Below are 18,077 nucleotides of genomic sequence, written 5' to 3'. Positions count from 1 at the left end.
TGTTAACAAGCGAAGTCATCATCCGCCTCTCACATCTCATGGACGGCAAGTCCGCACAATAAGAAAGCGCATGATTTCTACAAAAGGTTGGGTGCAAAGGTTGAGCGAATGGATGGTCAAAGACCTTATTTCCGTTGGGCAATGTACGATTCGTGATTAGATAAAAAGGGAATGATGAATAAACAAAAACTAAAGAACCTCATTCAACAAGTTCCTGAGCTAATCGAAACAGCCAACGTATGTCGTGAGGTGGGTTTGCCAAACTTCTATATTGCAGGCGGCGCCATCACTCAAATAATCTGGAATGATATCGAAAACAAACCGCTTCTAGACCAAGTTAAAGACTTAGATATTGTCTATTTCAATAATGCATCAGCCCTCACTGAGGACGAATTCAAAAACCGCATTCGTTCGCGGTTAAGTCATCGTGTCGACGTGGATGTAAAGAACCAAGCGACCATCCATGAGCGTTACGCTAAGAAGTTCGGTTGCTTGATTCAACCATACGATCGTGTTGAACAAGGTATCAAGTCTTGGCTTTCTGCGCTTGCTATCGGGTTTACTCTGGATGATTCAGGCGATATCAAGTTGTTTGCACCATACGGTGTAGAGGACGCGTTTGATATGCTGATTAAACCGAATAAGCGAGCAATGACAGAAGCGAACTACAACAAAATGACCGCTGGTTATAAGGCTAGATGGCAGCAAGTAAAAGTGTTTCCTTGGGTGTGATCGACAGAGCTTTACGAGATCATTCTCAACATTTGGTATTTAACTCGGCTTGGCGCTAGTGGTAAGTTTGAGCGTAATCTCGGCATTGTTAGTCACTTAGCTGTTCGTTTGTCTTTTGGTAAGAATTAAGGAGTTTTAAGTGAGTCAGGAAGTAAGAGTAGGTATCGCTGCGGTTATTCTACGTGAAGGGCGAGTGTTACTTGGAGAGCGAATTGGTTCTCACGGAGCTCATACGTGGGCAACGCCGGGCGGACACCTTGAATGGGGTGAGAGCATTGAAGAGTGTGCCAAACGCGAAACACTCGAAGAGACTGGCCTCGTTGTTAGTGGATTTGAAAAGCTCTCTTTTACCAATGATATTTTTGAGAAAGAGAACAAGCACTATATAACGCTGTTTGTTGTGGCTTCTGATGCTAGCGGCAAACCACAGGTGACAGAGCCTGATAAATGTAAGCAATGGAAATGGTTTAAGCTAGATGAGTTACCTGAGCCATTGTTTCTTCCTCTGACGAATCTGTTGAGCGACCCGGTCATCCTTGGGAAGTTAGCGCCGTAAACGTGAACGATTGGAGGGCATATCAATGAGAGCACCTTTTCAAGTTTTAGTCTTTCCCTATCAAATAGTCGACACCAAACCTCGGTTTTTAATCGTACGCAGAAGTGACAATAGTGTATGGCAGGCAATATCCGGTGGTGGCGAAAATGATGAATCAATTCTTGAAGCAGCAAAACGAGAGCTTTCTGAAGAAACTCAGTTAGTCGGTGATAACTGGCAGCAGCTTGATTCAATGTGCATGCTTCCAAAAGTCTTTTATGCAGGGAATTACAATTGGACTGAGCATCCATTCGTCATTCCTGAGCATTCCTTCTCAGTTAAAGTCACAGAAGATCCTGAACTATCAAGTGAACACACAGATTACCGTTGGTGCGACTACCAAGAAGCTATTGAACTTCTAACATATGACTCAAACAGAAACGCGCTTTGGGAGATTAACGAAAGGCTTTATAAAGCTAGCTAAAGTACACAGATTAATTAACTCTATATTAGAGTGGAAATCCTGATTAGATTCTTACTAATCTCTCGCTATTTAGTGAATAGGTAAATCATGACATTACGAGTAGTTCCAGAGCTTTATTGTTTCGATATTAATGTGAGCAAATCCTTCTTTGTCGATGTGTTGGGGTTTGAAGTGAAATACGAGCGCTCAGATGAAGAGTTTGTTTATCTAACGCTTGACGGTGTTGATGTGATGCTTGAAGGGATTGCGGGCAAAAGTCGAAAATGGCTTTCAGGTGATCTGGAGTTTCCGTTAGGGCGTGGTGTTAACTTCCAATGGGACGTTATCGATATCGAACCACTTTATCAGAGAGTTAACGAAAGCGCCGCTGATTCTATTTACTTAGCGTTAGAGTCAAAGTCTTATCAATGTGGGGATTCGATCGCGACTCAGAAGCAGTTCATCGTTCAAACTCCTGACGGTTATCTCTTTAGGCTCTGCCAAGATATTCATTAAGTCATGACCTTTTGGTTGGATACCAAATGCTGGTCTTTGCTCTAAATTATTGGATGGACTAAACGTATTAACTGAGTACTAAGGTTGCATTTCCCAAACTACGGTTCTCGAGACACTAGCGATGAGCTTTAGTCGGTTTTTCACGCGTGTTATACAGAAGGAACAACAATGATAACTATCGAAAGGCTTGAAGAATCCGATGTGGCGTCAGTTCAGGCCATCCAACTCGCCGATGAACAGGTTAAGTTCGCTGGTACAGCTGCAGAGTTTTTATTAGACGGCAGTGAAACGACGCACTTGCACGTAATTAAGTCTAATAACGAAGTTGTTGGTTTCTTTAAGCTAGATATCGCTTACGCAGATTCTTATGAGTTTTGCCCTGAAGGAAGCATTGGGCTAAGAGCTTTTGTGCTTGATAAAAACCAGCAAGGTAAAGGTTTAGGAACAGGCACGGTGGAGGCTTTGTTTCCATATTTAAAAGCGAATTACTCAGCGTATGAGTCGATTTATTTAACCGTGAATTGCAAAAATCCCGCCGCATTCAACTGTTATAAGAAAGGCGGCTTCGAAGATACCAATCAACAGTATTTAGGTGGCGCAGCAGGCCCGCAATTTATCATGCGCGGTCAAATCGCTTAGTAATATTAAACCGATTAATTATTGATGAGAAACACCTACACAGCTGTATGCAGGTTGAGAGTCTTAAAGAACACGAGAAGGAAATTTGATGAAGGTGCAATATCTTGAAGTGGTTACCCCAGAGGTCGATGTCGTTTGTGCAACATACGCTCAGCTCTACAACGTGAAATTCAGTGGTGCAGATGTGAACCTTGGTGGGGCGCGCACCGCAAAGCTATCTAATGGCGGGGTAATTGGCATTCGAGCACCGCTTCGTGAAACTGAAGAACCAACTGTTCGTCATTACACGTTGGTTGAGGATATTCAGTCTGCAGTAACTGCAGCCGAGAAACTAGGCGCCGAAGTTGCGGTGCCACCAATGGAGTTACCACGTCACGGGATGTGTGCCATTGTCATTCAAGGTGGCGTCGAGCTCGGATTCTGGCAGTTATAAATGATGTATACCTTTTAGATTGTGACGGACGAGATACTACGATTTATGATGCGACACCTAGTGTCTTTACCTGCTTCATGGCATCATTCCACGCAGCTAAAACCCCAACAAGGTATGTTATGAAACAGAATATTGTCCACATTGCACTCGTGGTAAAAGACTACGATGAAGCGCTTGATTTCTATGTAAACAAGCTTAAGTTTGATCTCATCGAAGACACGTATCTGCCAGAAGAAGATAAGCGCTGGGTTGTTGTTGCTCCACCAAATTCAGCCGGTGTGAGCCTGTTACTTGCTAGAGCTTCTAAGCCAGAGCAACACGATTTCATCGGCAACCAAGCTGGTGGACGCGTATTCCTATTCTTAAACACCGATGATTTCTGGCGTGATTACGAACGCATGACGTCTTTGGGCATTAACTTTGTCCGAGAGCCTAAAGAGCAAGGCTACGGCACCGTTGCTGTGTTTGAAGATCTTTACGGTAACTTGTGGGATCTGCTTCAGTTAAACCCTGAACACCCTATGGCTAACAGGTAGAAAAGCTTAGTCAACAACCTTAATTCTGGTCATACGGATAGGCAGGAGCGACATGGAAGTCACAAGGTATCAACCCAAGTATTTAACCGCTTTACAGGCGCTCTATCTAGAATCAAGACAGGACACCTTTCATTGGGCTGATGCCGACGCTTTTGAGTTATCCGATTTCGAATTAGATACAGAAGGTGAGCAGATATGGGTGGCTGTTTCTGGCGACAAGGTTTTAGGTTTTGCCTCTGTTTGGGAACCTGAGAGTTTCATCCATCACCTCTATGTGTGCCCGCGAACGCTACGTTCTGGAGTAGGCTCTGCTTTACTCAATACCTGCAAACAACATTACACTGATCTGACTTTGAAGTGTTTGACTGCCAATGAACATGCTATTGGCTTTTACCAGTCGCAAGGTTTTGTTATCTCATTCACAAAAGGAGAGGGATTAGAGCGTTATCATTTAATGGAATACAGATAGCTGATATCTAAAGTTAGGATGTGAGCTACAACTTAGCTCTAAGTATTGAAAAATCAAATTTGAGTTCTTTGTTTACGGTGCAATAGATAATTTCAAATGGTAGCGTCATCCAATTCTGTTTCAATGTTTAGTCGTTACTAGAGGTCCCGAATGAATCAAGTTGAAGTTCTTTATGCCCTAATGAATAGAATAGTGTCTGATTTAAATAAACGTTTGCCAGTTTCTTTGGTTCTACATCAGCAACAAATAACAACAAAGAATATTAGTTTGAGTGGGGCTAATGGGAGGGTATGGGTATCTCCATGTCAGGGCGGTTACGATATTTCGATTAGCGGAATTTCGCTCGAAAATGATATGACGGCAAGGTTAACATCTTATTTTGGTCGCAATCCGGATGGCTACAAACAAAGAAATGCAACTCGAGGTTTTGAACGCCAGCCTTTTTGGCGCACAAGTAATTTTCTAAACGTCGAAGTCGTTTGTGAAATGTATGCCAAGACTACTCAATAGTAAATTAATGTTGAAAAGGATTTGCTTCATTTCAAGCTTGCATACTTACGTAGGTTTCTGAACATTGGAGATAATATGGAAATAAAACAGCTTTCAGCGACGGAGGTACTTCCGGTTAGGCATCAAGTGCTTTGGCCTGATAAACCGATGTCGTTTTGTATGGTGCCAGATGACGAACAAGCAACGCATTACGGCGCGTTTGTTGGTGAGCAGTTGGTTTGTGTCGCGTCTATCTATATCCAAGGCAATGAAGCGAGGCTGAGAAAGTTTGCCACGCTGCCTGAATTCCAAGGGCAGGGAATCGGTTCAAACGTGATTGATCATGCCATCTCTAACCTCAAAGAATCAAACATCCAATATTTTTGGTGCGATGCGCGCACAACGGCTTTAGGTTTTTATCAAAAGTTTGGGATGGCTGTAGAAGGCTCTGAATTTGAAAAATCGGGTGTTGCGTATTACAAAATGTCGGTTCATTGGTAGTAACGCTTGTCTGTCGTTAGGTTAACCCTCCGCACCGCTAAATCATCAACTTAAGTTAAGGAAGCTCATCGTGGAAGAAATCAAAGGCATTCTGCAATTCATGGTCGAGATTGAACAATTAAAGGATGTTCATCGACAGACAAAACCGGTTGGATTGGATCGATATGAAAACTCCGCTGAGCACAGTTGGCACGTCTGTTTGAGCGCACTCATGTTGAAAGACTATGCCAATGAAGAAATCGATATTACGCGAGTAATGAAGATGCTGCTGATTCATGATCTTGGGGAAATCGATGCCGGAGACACCATCATTTATGCCAGTGAAACCGAAGAAAACAAGCTCAAAGAGAGAAACTGCGTCGAGCGGTTGCTGAAATCATTGCCGAGCCATTCAACAAGCGAGTATTTGGATTTATGGCTTGAGTTCGAAGCCGGTGAGTCACCAGAAGCTAGATTTTGTAAGGCGATCGATAGAGTGCCGCCTTTGCTTCATAACATCCATGGTGGTGGTCACAGCTGGAAGAAGCACAACATATCCAAAGACAAAGTACTGACCTTCAATGGCGAGCGTATTTCTAAAGGCAGTCGTGCCTTATGGAAAGAGCTAGAAGTGCAACTTGAAGGTGCTGCGGAAAAAGGGCTATTAAAGTAAAAGTTAATTTCATCCTTAGCGTAAGAATAGCTTTAGCTTTTCAATGAGGGAGATCTCGATGGTAACTGATTCAAGATGCATGGCACTTACCTTGTGTCTCATTTCTTTCTAATAAAACTCTAGTGGACAACAATAAGTTCGAGAACCGAGTGATAAGTTGTTAGTATGTATCAAATTTATAAATATCAGTTGGCTTATATAAATGCTTGATAATAAGTATATTAAACACCCTTATCACTGTGAGCAGTGCGACGCACTTACCCCGCACCTTGCTGTTAGCGCTTCCGATGCTGAATCTAAAGCGGACGCTGAATCTGAAAAGAAACAATGGAAGTTAGGCGTGTTGATGGAGTACCTGGTGACGTTATTGTTTAGAGGTGACCATAATGTTCCCGGTTTTTATGTAGACAGTGATTACGAATACCAATGTGAGAAATGTGGGACTAAGTCGTGGCACTGATTGGGTATGAACATTTGATGTAAATCTCATGACAATAATAAATATGAGTCAGAAATTACAAGGGACTGTATGGAAATCATATCCGAAATCGAAGTGTCCAAAAAGCAACATCAAGCCATTACCGCTCTGAGAAATAGCTCTTTCCCCGATCATCAGGTAGAGCGTTCTTATTATAAACAACTCCCTCATATGCGAGCTCTGCAATACCGTGAAGAACGACTGGTCGGCTACCTTGGTCTTGATTACCGTATGGTCAGTGTTGGTGACAGTGCTTACAAAGTATTAGGTGTTATTGATTTTTGTGTTGCTGAGAATGTCCGAGGGCAAAGTGTTGGTAAATCTATGCTGTGTGAATTGGATGAGTATGCAAAGAATAGGGATGTCGATTTCATTATTTTGATATCAGATCTTCATGATTTCTATTCCTCACAAGGGTATATCCAAATTACTAGTACTAACTCTTGGTTAAGACTTCATGAGCACCTTAGTTATGGCGTCGCTGTTGAAGAAATTGATGACCTATATGTAAAGCCATTGAACGGAAAACAATGGCCTTTAGGGGATATTGATTGGCTTGGCTATATGTATTAGCTCTCTTGTTTTAAGTTACTCCATGAGTTAACGATGTGAATAAACCCTAGGTAAACTGATGATAATAAGACGCATTAGAAAAGTGATCCTCTCTGCAAACTGAGAATGGAATCGCGTCTATACTGACATGGGTTACGTCGCTGAATTTGGAAGTGGCGCTATGAATGTAAGTTTGATTAGGTTAAATCTCAGAGGTGACGATGAAAAAATTACTACCACTATGCGCCATTTTACTCTCGGCATCATTTTCAGCTGCGGCTTCTGATGGTTTGATTAAATACCAAAGTAATTATTCAGTGAAAGAGACCGCTGACCGCTTTGAAGAAATCGCCAAGAGCAAAGGTTTGACCTTGTTTGCGAGAATCGACCATCAGAAAAACGCGAGTAAGGTCGATCTTGAATTGAGACCAACGGAAGTCATCATCTTTGGTAACCCGAAAGTAGGGACACCATTAATGCAATGTGCTCAAGAAGTCGCGATAGATTTACCGCAGAAGGTGTTAGTCACTGAGGATTCTAATAAGAAAGTATGGTTGTCTTACAACGATCCTAATTACTTGGTAGAGCGTCACGCGATCAATGGCTGTGACGAGGTCGTTAAGAAAGTATCGGGTGTACTAAGCAAGCTATCAGAAGCGACAGTGGCGAAAAAGAAAGCAAAATAACCAAGATCAATAAGCACTCATTAAGACTATTAATGGGTGCGATATGACGATGATATCGCCCATTAGTCATTGTGTTGACAACTAAGCAACAGTATATAAAAGTAGTTTTATGAAACTGAATTTAGCGCAATCTAACCAACGAATTATCATCATTCCATAGGAATGGTGGGATTGTTGATGCGCTTTGTTTATCGAACCCACCCGTAAGGTGGGTTTTTTGTCGCTGTCTTATGGGTTTTATCTGAATAGAGGAAGTCATATGAAAAAGATCGCGGTTTTTGGCAAGCCTGGGAGTGGAAAATCCACAATCAGCAAGGCGTTAGCACTAGCTACAGGGATAGAGCTTCACCAGTTAGATTCTATTGTTTATAAGGCCAACGGAGAGTTTGTTGAACGTGAAGTATTCGAGCAGGCTCATGAGAGCATACTTAAGTCAGAAAGCTGGATCATCGATGGTTTTGGCCCTCTAGGATCGTTCAACACACGTTTAGATGCAGCTGATACCTTGGTTTATATCGACCTTCCTTATTCAATTAGCTACTGGTTTGTAACCAAGCGAATGCTCAAAGGTCTATTCGTTAAACCTGAAGGCTGGCCTGATGGAAGTTCAGTTATAAAAGGCACGATACAAAGTTATAAGACACTAAAACTGTGTCCTAAATTTTGGAATGACGACTTTAAAGCGCAGTTAGAATTGCGTGCTAAAGAGAAAGAGGTTTACATCATCAGAAGCGTGACTGAATTGAATAACTTTGTTCATCAACACGTCACTTAACAGTCGAGAGCTTACCTTTCTTTGAAACGCTTTAATTTGCTCATAACTTCATGAAAATATATAGATTTAACTCAACATGTGGCATATTTGCCATGTGTTGAATTTGTGCTTTGAATTAAGGCTATAGATATTATGTATGGAAGTGAGAAGACGAGAGCGTTCTGCTGTAACTGTAAGGAACTTACACTGCATAGGTACACGATGTTCAGTAGCCAAGTGCAAAAGGCACCACAAGCTGAAGATAAAGAACCGAGCTTACTCCAACGAATTTTATCGGAGTTTCTATCTTTTGGTGTTACAGGTTCGGGCGCGACAGGTGATTACAAATGTACCCAATGTGGAACATATCTGAATACACCAGACAACCTCGACTGAGTTTGTGAGTTTGTGAGTTTGGCTTAGGCAAATAAAAACGGGAAGACCTCAATGATCTTCCCGTTAGATATTACTTAACTCATCGTGCTATTGGCAGTTTGAGTGAGAAGCCTTATGCACAACACTTCTTGTATTTTTTACCGCTGCCGCAAGAACACGGATCGTTACGGTTAGGGGTCTTTTCAAACGTCATCGTTTTTGGCTTGTTCAGTAGAGTATCAAGCTCGATGGTGTTCTCTTCTTTGTCTTCGTCGACTGTAACAGTAACGAAGATAGAATTTTCAGCGGCTAGTGCTTCAACTTCTGCTTTGCGCGCTTCAGTTTGAACCATTACTGCGATTGGAGATTCTTCAGTACCCGCTTTCACATCGCGGTTTACGTTGTAGCCAGCAAGAACGTGGTTCTGTCTTGTTTCGATACGGCCTTTGAAAAATAGTTTCGACATTGGGTACTCATAAAAAATGTTGAATGGCGCTATTTTTAACGACGATAGCGCAATGGAGCGGGGATTATACGCATATATTGCAATTGATAAAGCAGTGATGTGAACAAAGGCTGTTTGGTTATTGTTTGCTAGTAACGGTTTGCTCTCTAGCATTGTTCGGATTGGACTAATTTTCAAATTCAAGACAATAAGATTTCCCTAAATAGGCTTATGAATGATAAATTCAAATTATTAATCGAAACAAAGAGATAGTGTATGAAGTTAGATGCCATCCTGTGGGATTACGATGGAACCTTAGTCAATTCCGTTCCAAAGAATATCGCAATCACAAAAGACATTATCTCTTTAGTCGCGCCACACTTGTCAGGCGACAACTTACCTAAATATTTGCTTAGCGAAGCGCTTTATCATGAAGCCAACCACGGGGCTAAAAACTGGCAAGCCTTATATGTCGATTATTACGGTTTATCACACGATGAAATGTTGACCGCTGGTGGAATGTGGGCAGAGCATCAAGAGAAAAACCAAACAGCCGTTGCCTTGTTTGAAGGAATGGAAACCGTGGTTAATCAGTTTGCTCATCTTCCACATGGGATCTGCTCTCAAAACTCTCAATTGAATATTCGTGGTGTGCTCGACAGTTATGGCATTGGTGATTTGTTTAAATCGGTCGTGGGCTATGACGATGTCTCGAACGGTAACCAAAAACCCCATCCATTTGGTGGTGTGAAATGTGTCGAGAACATATTTGGCGCCGATCCGACTAACGAGCTTTGTTTGATGTACATCGGTGACCATGAAGCGGACACACAGTTTGCTCGCAATATTGAAGCCGCGCTGGGTAAAAACGCAAAAGTGATTGCCGTTGCAGCAGGTTATAGCCGATCGAAACCTGAAAATTGGCAAACCAAGCCGGACTACATTGCTAACAGTGTCGATGATCTTTTAACGATCATTAGCAAGTACGCATAACGAAGCAGACATTTAAAAATCACCACACGTAAATAACTTTAAGGAAGAATAATGACACCAAAACAAGTGGTATTGGGATTTTGGGATGCAATGCGCAGTAATGATTTTGCAAAGGCAGTTGAATGGTTAACCGCAGATTTTGAAGGCTATTGGCCGCAGTCGTCTGAATTGACGTTAGGGCGCGACAACTTCACTGCAATCAATACTGAATACCCAGCCAATGGTGTTTGGGAATTCACGCTCAATTCGATTGTCTGTGAAGGTGATACGGTAGTCACGGACGTTTCGGTCACTGACAGTGTGTTGAAAGGCCGAGTGATCACCTTTCACACGGTGGTTGACGGTTTAATTCAAAAGCAAACTGAGTTTTGGCCAGACCCATTCGAAGCGCCGGCGTGGCGATCGCAGTGGGTTCAGATCGTATCGAACAATTAGTTTGTATCGATACGATCAGTTTGTCACCAACAATCAGGTTGCACAGAATAAGTAAACATTAGGAGGTTTCATTGAGTAAGGTAGTGGTTGTAACCGGCGGAAGCCGAGGCATTGGCGCAGCGACGTCTAAATTGTTGGCCAGTCAAGGCTATGCTGTATGCGTTAACTTCATACACAATGAATCGCGAGCGGAAGAGCTAGTTAATGATATTCGTGAACAAGGCGGAACCGCCATAAGCGTGCGTGCGGATGTGTCTGTTGAATCGGACGTGAAATCCTTATTCGAGATTGCTCGTAACAAGCTAGGTCCAGTGACTCACTTGGTCAATAATGCCGGGATTTTGTTTACTCAGTCACCTTTGGTTGACATCGAATTGGATCGCTTTGAAAAGGTGATGAAATCGAACGTATCAAGCTGCTTCCTTTGCAGTAAAGCCTTTATTAAACAAGCTGACGGTACGGGTTCTATTGTGAATGTATCGTCTGCTGCTTCGCGAACGGGCGCACCGTTTGAGTACGTGGATTACGCAGCATCGAAAGGTGCGATGGATTCACTCACCAAAGGCTTATCGCTTGAATTAGCTTCACGCAATATCCGAGTGAATGGCGTAAGGCCAGGTTGTATTTATACTGAGATGCATGCAGACGGCGGAGAGCCAGATCGCGTAGACAGACTAGCTTCGCAGTTACCGTTACAACGAGGTGGCACACCAGAAGAAGTCGCGAACTCTATCGCGTGGTTATTATCAGACGAAGCTTCGTATGTCACCGGCTCGTTTATTGATATTGCAGGCGGTCGATAGGGCACGTTGGCATTTACACTAAGATAAACCTGTTAAAACCATAAACACGCAACAAAAGTACCCAACTAAAAGAACGAAACTAAGAGTACAAACATGAAAAACTATTTTGAAAGCCCGTTTGTTGGAAAGTCACTTAAAGAGCAAGTGACCAACCCAAACATAATTGTGGGCGAGCACAGCTATTACTCGGGTTACTACCATAACCACAGCTTTGATGACTGTGCGCGTTACCTATTACCGGATAGAACCGACATCGATAAGCTGATCATTGGCAGCTACTGCTCGATTGGTTCTGGCGCCGTGTTTATGATGGCGGGCAACCAAGGCCACCAAAACCAGTGGGTGAGTACCTTCCCGTTTTTCTATCAAGACGATGAGAAGTTTGAAGGTGCGATAGACGGCTTTGAACGCTCTGGTGATACCGTGATTGGTAACGATGTGTGGATTGGTACAGAAGCCATGATCATGAGTGGTGTTAAGGTTGGTGACGGAGCCATCATCGCAAGTCGAGCGGTTGTGACTAAAGATGTCGCGCCATACTCGATTGTCGGTTCAAACCCAGCACGCCATATCCGTTATCGTTTCAATGAGACTGAAATCGCTCAGTTGCTAGAAATGAAATGGTGGGAATGGAGCGAAGAACAAATCAAAGGCGCAATGTCGCTAATGTGTTCTTCAGACATTGGTGGTTTGTACCATTATTGGAAAGGATTCTTGAAGCCTTAAATTGTCGTTCACAGATGAAATGTGAATGGTGAGAACGAGATTAAATTTAACAAATTACTCAATAATCTGATTATGGCAATGCGATTGTGATACGAGTAACTTATTGATTGTAAAGATATTGAATAGTATGGCATGTCGCATTAGCGTGGTGGATGAATTGGAAGGGTATTATGATTAGTTGCAACGATTACGATTATATTGAGATTGTGTGTATGCACCGATACCCAATCAAATTAACGCTGAAATCTGGCGAGCAGATTGAATGTGTCGGATTAGATACTCAACGCAATGATAGCCGTGAAGAGTGCATTAAGGTCAGTATTCAAGGTGTAGAACAACTTGTCGTACTCACAGACCTTTCCACACTAGAAGTTTGTGTCGACAACCCTCATTTTCAGCAGATTTCATTCAAAACGTCATAGGCTTTCAAATGAATAACACCATAGAACAATGCTATTGCACCGCGTGCAGAGAAGAGACACAACATGTTGTTGTGTTGGTCAGAAAGACGAGTGCGTTTGCAGACAAACCTAACCAAAAGCGAAGTGAGTTTTGGGCAGGCATGATAAAAGGTTGGTTCCTTGGCCCGTTTGTCGCGTCAATGGATGAGTTTTCTCGTCACCTTGTCTGTGAAAAATGTGGCCATAAAGAGATACAAGATTAGCATCGTTATCTTATAAAACATTGGATTCAATACAGTTAGATCGTCAATTGGCTTAGGAATAGAACGAATGAAAGTAGAAACGATTGAAGCCGTAAAGGCGTATGGGTTTTCAGTAAGAACCACCAATACCGATGAGATGGACCCAGCAAGAGCCAAGATAGGGCAATTGTGGCAGGGCTTTTTTGACCAAGCATTTCCGAAATTAACACCGGATTCAAAAGTGTATGGCGTTTACACTAACTACGAGTCTGATTTTACGGGTGAGTTTGATGTTATCGCGTGTGCTAATGCGTTAACGGATCAAGACTTAAATAATCTTATTGAAACCAAGATTGAAGCAGGCAAATATCTGACGTTTTCTGCTGAAGGTGAACTTCCTCAAACAGTCATCGATCTATGGGGTGAAGTGTGGGCGTATTTCAGCGCTGCTGACTGCCCACATGTGAGAACTTACACGACAGATTTTGAACTATACAAAGGTGAAACTGAAGTCGAGATTTCGATAGCGATTCAGTGATCAGGTTAAAATGAACAAAAGGCTTAGCTTAGACTGTGTTTGCCAGTTAAGAGACAGTAGTTACCGGTAAAGAGACAACGGAAACCCAGTTAAGCCTTTGAATATCTGCTCATTACAAAGAAGATACAGTGTCACGTACTTATCTTGATTACTACGCTTTCTCTATCCTTGAATTACCATTATCCACCAAAAAGACAATCGTGCTTGGTTTCATTCCACAAAGGGTATTGCTTCATGACTTGGGTGTAGAGCTTACTTTCAAGGTGCGCTCTTAACCAACGTCCTACGTTTTGATATTCCGATTTCACAAACCACTTCTTTTCGACTCGCACAAACTGACTGACGAAAGGCATCACCGCAAAATCGGCCAAGCTTGGGCTTTCTCCAAAAAAGTAGGGCTGATCGGTAAGTCGCACTTCTAACTGCTTAATGAAGGTTTCGCAGGCTTGTCGGCGTTGTTCAACATCGATGTTTCGGTAACGAACCGATGCACGATACCTTTCTAAGTGACCAATAAATTCTTCATCGTTGGTTTTAATGAGCTGCTGAACTTGTTCGCTAAGCGTTGGATTGCTTGAACGCAGAAGATCTTGAGGATCGTTTTGTTGAAGTGACCAGTTCATCACATCCAAGCTCTGTTCAATGACTTGTCCATTGGGTAACACCAATACAGGCACTGTTCCTTTTGGCGAACTGGCCAATAGTTCGCTAGGCTTGTCTTTGGTAACAATTTCTCGAAGTAACACTTTTTGCTGTGATAGTGCGATGCCCATTCGTCCGCGCATTGCATAAGGGCAACGGCGTAAAGAATAAAGGATAGGTAGATCGGATTCGTTCGGCATTATTGAGGTCATTTAGTTTGAAAAGTGTTGTACGGTGGTAAAGAGATCGTGATGTGGGTAGAATACGCGGCTTAAAAATTATAAGTAAGTGAGCGACTTCAAAAATGAGCAGAAAAATTGAGTTATTAGCCCCAGGTGGCGATGTAGAAGCGATAAAAGCCGCCATCGTAGCGGGTGCTAATGCAGTTTATTGTGGTTTAGACACATTCAACGCTCGTAACAGAGCCTCTAACCTGTCGTTAGACGAATTGAATGGTGTGATTCGCCTTGCTCATGAATACGGCTGTGAAGTGTTCCTGACTCTTAACGTTGTGCTACTGGAGCACGAGACTAAGAGCATCACCAAACTGCTGAACCAGCTTGTGAACACCAAAGTGGACGGCATCATTGTTCAAGACTTGGGTTTATTCAACCTGGTTAAGAAGCATTTCCCATCGTTAGACGTTCACGCGTCGACTCAGTTAACTACGCACAACGAAGGTCAGATTAAGTTCTTGTCTAAGATTGGCGCGACGCGCGTTAACTTGTCTCGTGAGTTGAACCTGCCTGAAATCAAGATGCTGACGGAAGTGGCACACGATCACGACGTATTAACCGAAGTGTTCGTACACGGCGCTCTGTGTATCGCATTCTCTGGTCAATGTTACTCAAGCTCAGTAAGTGTGGGTAACTCAGGTAACCGTGGTCGTTGTAGCCAAGCGTGTCGTGATGAGTACGAAATTACCAACGCGGGCAACAAGTTCCCACTTAACCTGAAAGATAACTCAGCTTACTACGACCTACCTGAATTGGTTGATGCGAAAGTCGACTCATTGAAAGTAGAAGGCCGTATTAAAGGCGCACACTACGTTTACACTGTGGTAGACACATGGCGTAAACAGATTGATAGCTTTGTAGAAAGTGGTTTGTTGATCGAAGACGATTCGAACCTACACAAAGTATTCAACCGTGATTTCACCAACTCTTTCCTAAAGGGCAACCTAACGAAAGACATGTTCATCGATAACCCGCGCGACAACAGCATGAACTACGCTGTTGAAAAAGCGACGGAGCAGAACAACGAAATCTCAGTTGTACAGATTCAAGAAGTGACCAACGAACTTCACCAAGCGAAAGACGTTCTTGGTAACGAAATGCGTGACAAGATCGAGTTCCTTGATATTCGCAAGACACCAGTAGCACTGTCGTTCAGCGCAAAAGTGGGTCAACCATTTACGGTGACTGTGAACACGCCAAAAGAGAACTTTACTCTTCAATCTAAATCGCTATTGAAAGCGGTTGAAGAGAAGGCGATTACTCAAGAGCTACTTGAGAAGCGATTCAAAAACGTGAAGAGTGCAGTTCACACGCTAGAAAGCCACGACTTCAGTGAAGTGGATGCAGGCTTGTTGATTCCTCTAAAAGAAGTTTCAGACCTAAAAGACGAGATCGACTTCATTCTGAACGGCTCTGTGGAAGTGATTAAGCACGTTGAAGTGCCAGCACTGCCTCAGCACCCTAAAGTGAACGAGAAGCCGACTATGTCGATGCTTATCGCCGATGTAGAAGACTTACACCTGTGTGACGTGACTGACGCGGATGTTTACTTCAAACTTCCAGAAAGCTTCAAGAAGCGTTGTAACAAGTACATCGACATCTTGGCAGCAAACCCACGTTTGATTCCTTGGTTCCCAGCGGTATTGATCGGTAAAGATTACGACGAAGCGGTTCGTATTCTTGAAGAGATCAAGCCAGCTCGCATCGTAACCAACAACACGGGTATTGCTTACAAAGCTTACGAGATGGGTATTGAGTGGGTTGCAGGCCCGTTCATGAACACGACCAACTCTCACGCACTGGTTACTCTGAAAGAAGAGCTGAACTGTGCAGGCGCATTCATTTCGAACGAGATCAACAAAGGTCAGATTCGTCATATTCGTCGCCCAGAGAACTTCAAACTGTTCTACAGCATTTACCACCCAATCTTGATGATGACCAGCCGTCAGTGTTTCTTCCAAAGAACCGTGGGTTGTAACAAGCCAAGCATCGAAGCAGGTTGTATGTTGAAGTGTGAGAAAGCGACCACGATTACCAACGTGAAAGGCATCTCTTTTGCGGTTGATAAACAGAAGGGTGGCTACCCAAGCATTTACAACCACGAGCAGTTCTTGAACCACGACGCAGTAACTGACTTCTCTGGTCTGTTCGACGAGTTCTTCATTGACCTAACCAACATCGGTGCAGGTTCTAAAGAAGTGAAAGACAAAGTTGAGCTTATCAAGCATTTCGAAGCGCTACTGAACGGCGTTGAAGGTTCACAACAGAACCTAGAGCAGATGGTTGAAGTTCGAACTAATGCTCAGTACGTGCAAGGTCTATAGCGTACAAGGTTTATAGGGTTCAATGTCTATGGGCTGTAAGGCTTATAGCTTCTAACGCAAAGAGCGTTCAAGGTTTATAACGCTCAACCGCTTATAAGCACTCAGCACCAATAAACAAAAGGCCACTCAATCGAGTCAATGCCGTTCGGATAAGCATTACTGTTTGAATCTAAACGGATATTTAGCTGGAACAAAGAGGATTGAACGTGGAAACGTTCGGTCCTTTCTTTTATCTGGGAGAATGAAGTGACTGATACTTTCCCTCATTCTTTTAAGTTTTACTGGTAGAGTTCCGTCTGGACATAAAGCTAGCCAACGTAACTGCGCATCAATAAGGTTAATCGCGGCCGTAAAACTGACCCTAGTCGCTCGAACCCCTGCTTCTGAAGCTATCTTAACCATCTCTAATCGCACTAGGTTATAAGCAAGTAAGACACCCCAAAGCTCTTGCCTCACACCGACAGAAAAACGACTTCGTAAAGTGACGTGACTTTGCAGTTGAGTCTGTTTAATTTCACCATAACCTTCTTCTATCTCCCAACGTTGCCAATAAATACGCAGCAGGCTTTCTAGTGAGTATTTGCTAGGGTCTGTAAGTGAAGTAATAAAACCTTTTATCTCACCTTTTGGTTCTTGATATAGGACTAATCTAGCTTCCCAACGCTCGGGTAAATTAGGATTCTGCCGCTGGGCCTGAGGAGAGATGGGCATTGAGATAAGCATGTCATTTTCTGCATATTTCTCCAATACTTCATAGCGTAGTTTACGTTTTGCAGGCATTAACCAATGAGCATTTTCCGCACTCTCTTGCCATGACAACAAAAGGTCTGCGGAGAAATAACAACGATCAAATAAAGTCAATGAGTGCGCTGGGATATCATTGAATAAACGTTTAGCTAAGATCGTTTCACCGACATGACAACCATCAAAAGCTGCCCCCATAATCATTCGAGTTTCCGTTGACATCAAAGCAACTAAACGAAGTTGAGGATAAGGTTTCAGTTTTTTAGAGATGAACCCAAATTCTTCGGCGTTCTCTGGTGAATCTTGGCACCTAAATGTTGTTCCATCCACAGCAAGAACGTTAAGCCCTAAGTCTCTGTCTTGTTGAATGATATCTTCGCGCCAAGCCTTGACTGTTGTGTGAAAAAGAGCCGCTAATGGACTCTCGTCTAGACGTCGACGTGAATCGGTGAGGACACTAGGCGCAACACGAGACCAACTATCCTCAGGTTTTGGTTGAAGGGCAATGTCTAATGAACTGCATACCTCTTTGATAGACATGTTGCGTTGCAACCCCATCCAAATAACTAGCCAGACAGCTTGCTGAGCGGGAAGTCGACGTCGTCTTATGCTCGCTTTATTTGTTTCAAGAAGAGCTTGTTCTATCCATTCTAGTTGAATGGCGTTGACGACAGATTCGTAATTATCCGCATCCTCAATAGTCTCGTGCGCCATTGCTAATTCTTGTTCAAGCATAAA

General features: G+C 43.0%; 27 protein-coding genes and 1 pseudogene. 25 read left to right on the top strand and 3 right to left on the bottom strand.

Annotated features, from left to right (window positions below):
- Nucleotides 1-6 precede the first annotated feature (6 nt).
- The 17 genes and pseudogenes from LMH68_RS00840 to LMH68_RS00760 all read left to right on the top strand — a co-directional run.
- Nucleotides 7-156, top strand: a pseudogene (locus LMH68_RS00840) (GNAT family N-acetyltransferase); the annotation flags it as partial.
- Between the two features lie 18 nt (nucleotides 157-174).
- Nucleotides 175-732, top strand: a complete 558-nt coding sequence (locus tag LMH68_RS00835) for a nucleotidyltransferase family protein (RefSeq protein ID WP_102333296.1) — start codon at nucleotides 175-177, stop codon at nucleotides 730-732.
- A gap of 139 nt (nucleotides 733-871) precedes the next feature.
- The gene (locus LMH68_RS00830) at nucleotides 872-1,288 is read left to right on the top strand and encodes a nucleotide triphosphate diphosphatase NUDT15 (RefSeq protein ID WP_102333297.1); all 417 of its coding nucleotides are present in this window, start codon (nucleotides 872-874) and stop codon (nucleotides 1,286-1,288) included.
- A gap of 25 nt (nucleotides 1,289-1,313) precedes the next feature.
- Nucleotides 1,314-1,751: an NUDIX hydrolase gene (locus LMH68_RS00825; protein WP_102333298.1), complete on the top strand. Its 438-nt coding sequence runs from the start codon at nucleotides 1,314-1,316 to the stop codon at nucleotides 1,749-1,751.
- A gap of 87 nt (nucleotides 1,752-1,838) precedes the next feature.
- The gene (locus LMH68_RS00820) at nucleotides 1,839-2,246 is read left to right on the top strand and encodes a bleomycin resistance protein (protein ID WP_102333299.1); all 408 of its coding nucleotides are present in this window, start codon (nucleotides 1,839-1,841) and stop codon (nucleotides 2,244-2,246) included.
- 168 nt (nucleotides 2,247-2,414) lie between these two features.
- On the top strand, nucleotides 2,415-2,885 hold the full coding sequence (locus LMH68_RS00815) for a GNAT family N-acetyltransferase (protein ID WP_102490764.1): 471 nt from the start codon (nucleotides 2,415-2,417) through the stop codon (nucleotides 2,883-2,885).
- A gap of 88 nt (nucleotides 2,886-2,973) precedes the next feature.
- Nucleotides 2,974-3,318, top strand: coding sequence for a VOC family protein (locus LMH68_RS00810; RefSeq protein WP_017061800.1), 345 nt, complete (start codon nucleotides 2,974-2,976; stop codon nucleotides 3,316-3,318).
- Nucleotides 3,319-3,437: 119 nt separating this feature from the next.
- Complete coding sequence (locus LMH68_RS00805) at nucleotides 3,438-3,854, top strand: VOC family protein (RefSeq protein ID WP_229647302.1); 417 nt, start codon at nucleotides 3,438-3,440, stop codon at nucleotides 3,852-3,854.
- Between the two features lie 52 nt (nucleotides 3,855-3,906).
- Entirely contained in the window at nucleotides 3,907-4,323 is a 417-nt protein-coding gene (locus LMH68_RS00800) for a GNAT family N-acetyltransferase (RefSeq protein WP_102333300.1), read from the top strand.
- Nucleotides 4,324-4,473: 150 nt separating this feature from the next.
- Nucleotides 4,474-4,833 (top strand): histidine kinase, encoded by a 360-nt coding sequence (locus tag LMH68_RS00795; protein WP_102333301.1) that lies wholly within the window; start codon nucleotides 4,474-4,476, stop codon nucleotides 4,831-4,833.
- Nucleotides 4,834-4,908: 75 nt separating this feature from the next.
- Nucleotides 4,909-5,313 carry a GNAT family N-acetyltransferase gene (locus LMH68_RS00790; RefSeq protein WP_229647303.1) on the top strand — a complete coding sequence of 135 codons (405 nt, stop codon included), beginning with the start codon at nucleotides 4,909-4,911 and terminating at the stop codon, nucleotides 5,311-5,313.
- 70 nt (nucleotides 5,314-5,383) lie between these two features.
- Entirely contained in the window at nucleotides 5,384-5,965 is a 582-nt protein-coding gene (locus tag LMH68_RS00785; protein ID WP_017063928.1) for an HD domain-containing protein, read from the top strand.
- Between the two features lie 202 nt (nucleotides 5,966-6,167).
- Nucleotides 6,168-6,425, top strand: a complete 258-nt coding sequence (locus tag LMH68_RS00780; RefSeq protein ID WP_017066541.1) for a hypothetical protein — start codon at nucleotides 6,168-6,170, stop codon at nucleotides 6,423-6,425.
- 69 nt (nucleotides 6,426-6,494) lie between these two features.
- Entirely contained in the window at nucleotides 6,495-7,016 is a 522-nt protein-coding gene (locus tag LMH68_RS00775; protein ID WP_136974254.1) for a GNAT family N-acetyltransferase, read from the top strand.
- 200 nt (nucleotides 7,017-7,216) lie between these two features.
- Nucleotides 7,217-7,681 carry a DUF302 domain-containing protein gene (locus tag LMH68_RS00770; RefSeq protein ID WP_017066540.1) on the top strand — a complete coding sequence of 155 codons (465 nt, stop codon included), beginning with the start codon at nucleotides 7,217-7,219 and terminating at the stop codon, nucleotides 7,679-7,681.
- A gap of 259 nt (nucleotides 7,682-7,940) precedes the next feature.
- Nucleotides 7,941-8,456 (top strand): adenylate kinase, encoded by a 516-nt coding sequence (locus LMH68_RS00765; RefSeq protein WP_065583646.1) that lies wholly within the window; start codon nucleotides 7,941-7,943, stop codon nucleotides 8,454-8,456.
- A 132-nt stretch (nucleotides 8,457-8,588) separates the two neighbouring features.
- Nucleotides 8,589-8,831, top strand: coding sequence for a hypothetical protein (locus tag LMH68_RS00760; RefSeq protein ID WP_029235167.1), 243 nt, complete (start codon nucleotides 8,589-8,591; stop codon nucleotides 8,829-8,831).
- Nucleotides 8,832-8,943: 112 nt separating this feature from the next.
- Here LMH68_RS00760 and LMH68_RS00755 read toward each other — a convergent pair whose 3' ends face one another.
- The gene (locus tag LMH68_RS00755; RefSeq protein WP_229647304.1) at nucleotides 8,944-9,276 is read right to left on the bottom strand and encodes a PBPRA1643 family SWIM/SEC-C metal-binding motif protein; all 333 of its coding nucleotides are present in this window, start codon (nucleotides 9,274-9,276) and stop codon (nucleotides 8,944-8,946) included.
- A 255-nt stretch (nucleotides 9,277-9,531) separates the two neighbouring features.
- Here LMH68_RS00755 and LMH68_RS00750 point away from each other — a divergent pair, with 255 nt between their 5' ends.
- The 7 genes from LMH68_RS00750 (at nucleotide 9,532) to LMH68_RS00720 (ending at nucleotide 13,393) form a co-directional block, all read left to right on the top strand.
- Nucleotides 9,532-10,248, top strand: a complete 717-nt coding sequence (locus LMH68_RS00750; RefSeq protein WP_229647305.1) for an HAD family hydrolase — start codon at nucleotides 9,532-9,534, stop codon at nucleotides 10,246-10,248.
- A gap of 51 nt (nucleotides 10,249-10,299) precedes the next feature.
- Nucleotides 10,300-10,683, top strand: a complete 384-nt coding sequence (locus tag LMH68_RS00745) for a nuclear transport factor 2 family protein (protein WP_229647306.1) — start codon at nucleotides 10,300-10,302, stop codon at nucleotides 10,681-10,683.
- Nucleotides 10,684-10,754: 71 nt separating this feature from the next.
- The gene (locus LMH68_RS00740) at nucleotides 10,755-11,486 is read left to right on the top strand and encodes a glucose 1-dehydrogenase (RefSeq protein WP_229647307.1); all 732 of its coding nucleotides are present in this window, start codon (nucleotides 10,755-10,757) and stop codon (nucleotides 11,484-11,486) included.
- Nucleotides 11,487-11,579: 93 nt separating this feature from the next.
- Nucleotides 11,580-12,212 carry a type B chloramphenicol O-acetyltransferase gene (catB, locus tag LMH68_RS00735; RefSeq protein ID WP_017063920.1) on the top strand — a complete coding sequence of 211 codons (633 nt, stop codon included), beginning with the start codon at nucleotides 11,580-11,582 and terminating at the stop codon, nucleotides 12,210-12,212.
- A gap of 170 nt (nucleotides 12,213-12,382) precedes the next feature.
- A complete protein-coding gene (locus LMH68_RS00730) occupies nucleotides 12,383-12,634 on the top strand; it encodes a Rho-binding antiterminator (protein WP_004733849.1) in 252 nt (83 codons plus the stop codon).
- Nucleotides 12,635-12,642: 8 nt separating this feature from the next.
- Complete coding sequence (locus tag LMH68_RS00725) at nucleotides 12,643-12,876, top strand: hypothetical protein (protein WP_102428709.1); 234 nt, start codon at nucleotides 12,643-12,645, stop codon at nucleotides 12,874-12,876.
- A 67-nt stretch (nucleotides 12,877-12,943) separates the two neighbouring features.
- Nucleotides 12,944-13,393 (top strand): GyrI-like domain-containing protein, encoded by a 450-nt coding sequence (locus tag LMH68_RS00720; RefSeq protein WP_017066534.1) that lies wholly within the window; start codon nucleotides 12,944-12,946, stop codon nucleotides 13,391-13,393.
- 179 nt (nucleotides 13,394-13,572) lie between these two features.
- Here the strand turns inward: LMH68_RS00720 and LMH68_RS00715 are convergent, their stop codons facing one another.
- Nucleotides 13,573-14,166 (bottom strand): glutathione S-transferase, encoded by a 594-nt coding sequence (locus tag LMH68_RS00715; RefSeq protein ID WP_017063917.1) that lies wholly within the window; start codon nucleotides 14,164-14,166, stop codon nucleotides 13,573-13,575.
- Between the two features lie 173 nt (nucleotides 14,167-14,339).
- Between LMH68_RS00715 and LMH68_RS00710 the strand changes: the two genes are divergently transcribed.
- Nucleotides 14,340-16,595, top strand: a complete 2,256-nt coding sequence (locus LMH68_RS00710; protein WP_017063916.1) for a peptidase U32 family protein — start codon at nucleotides 14,340-14,342, stop codon at nucleotides 16,593-16,595.
- 156 nt (nucleotides 16,596-16,751) lie between these two features.
- Here LMH68_RS00710 and LMH68_RS00705 read toward each other — a convergent pair whose 3' ends face one another.
- Nucleotides 16,752-18,074: an IS4 family transposase gene (locus tag LMH68_RS00705; protein WP_413755362.1), complete on the bottom strand. Its 1,323-nt coding sequence runs from the start codon at nucleotides 18,072-18,074 to the stop codon at nucleotides 16,752-16,754.
- Nucleotides 18,075-18,077 lie beyond the last annotated feature (3 nt).

It is taken from the genome of Vibrio sp. F13 (genome assembly GCF_020806305.2).
In the GTDB taxonomy this organism is placed as follows: Bacteria; Pseudomonadota; Gammaproteobacteria; order Enterobacterales; family Vibrionaceae; genus Vibrio; species Vibrio crassostreae_C.
This window is presented reverse-complemented; position numbering and strand designations above follow the sequence as displayed.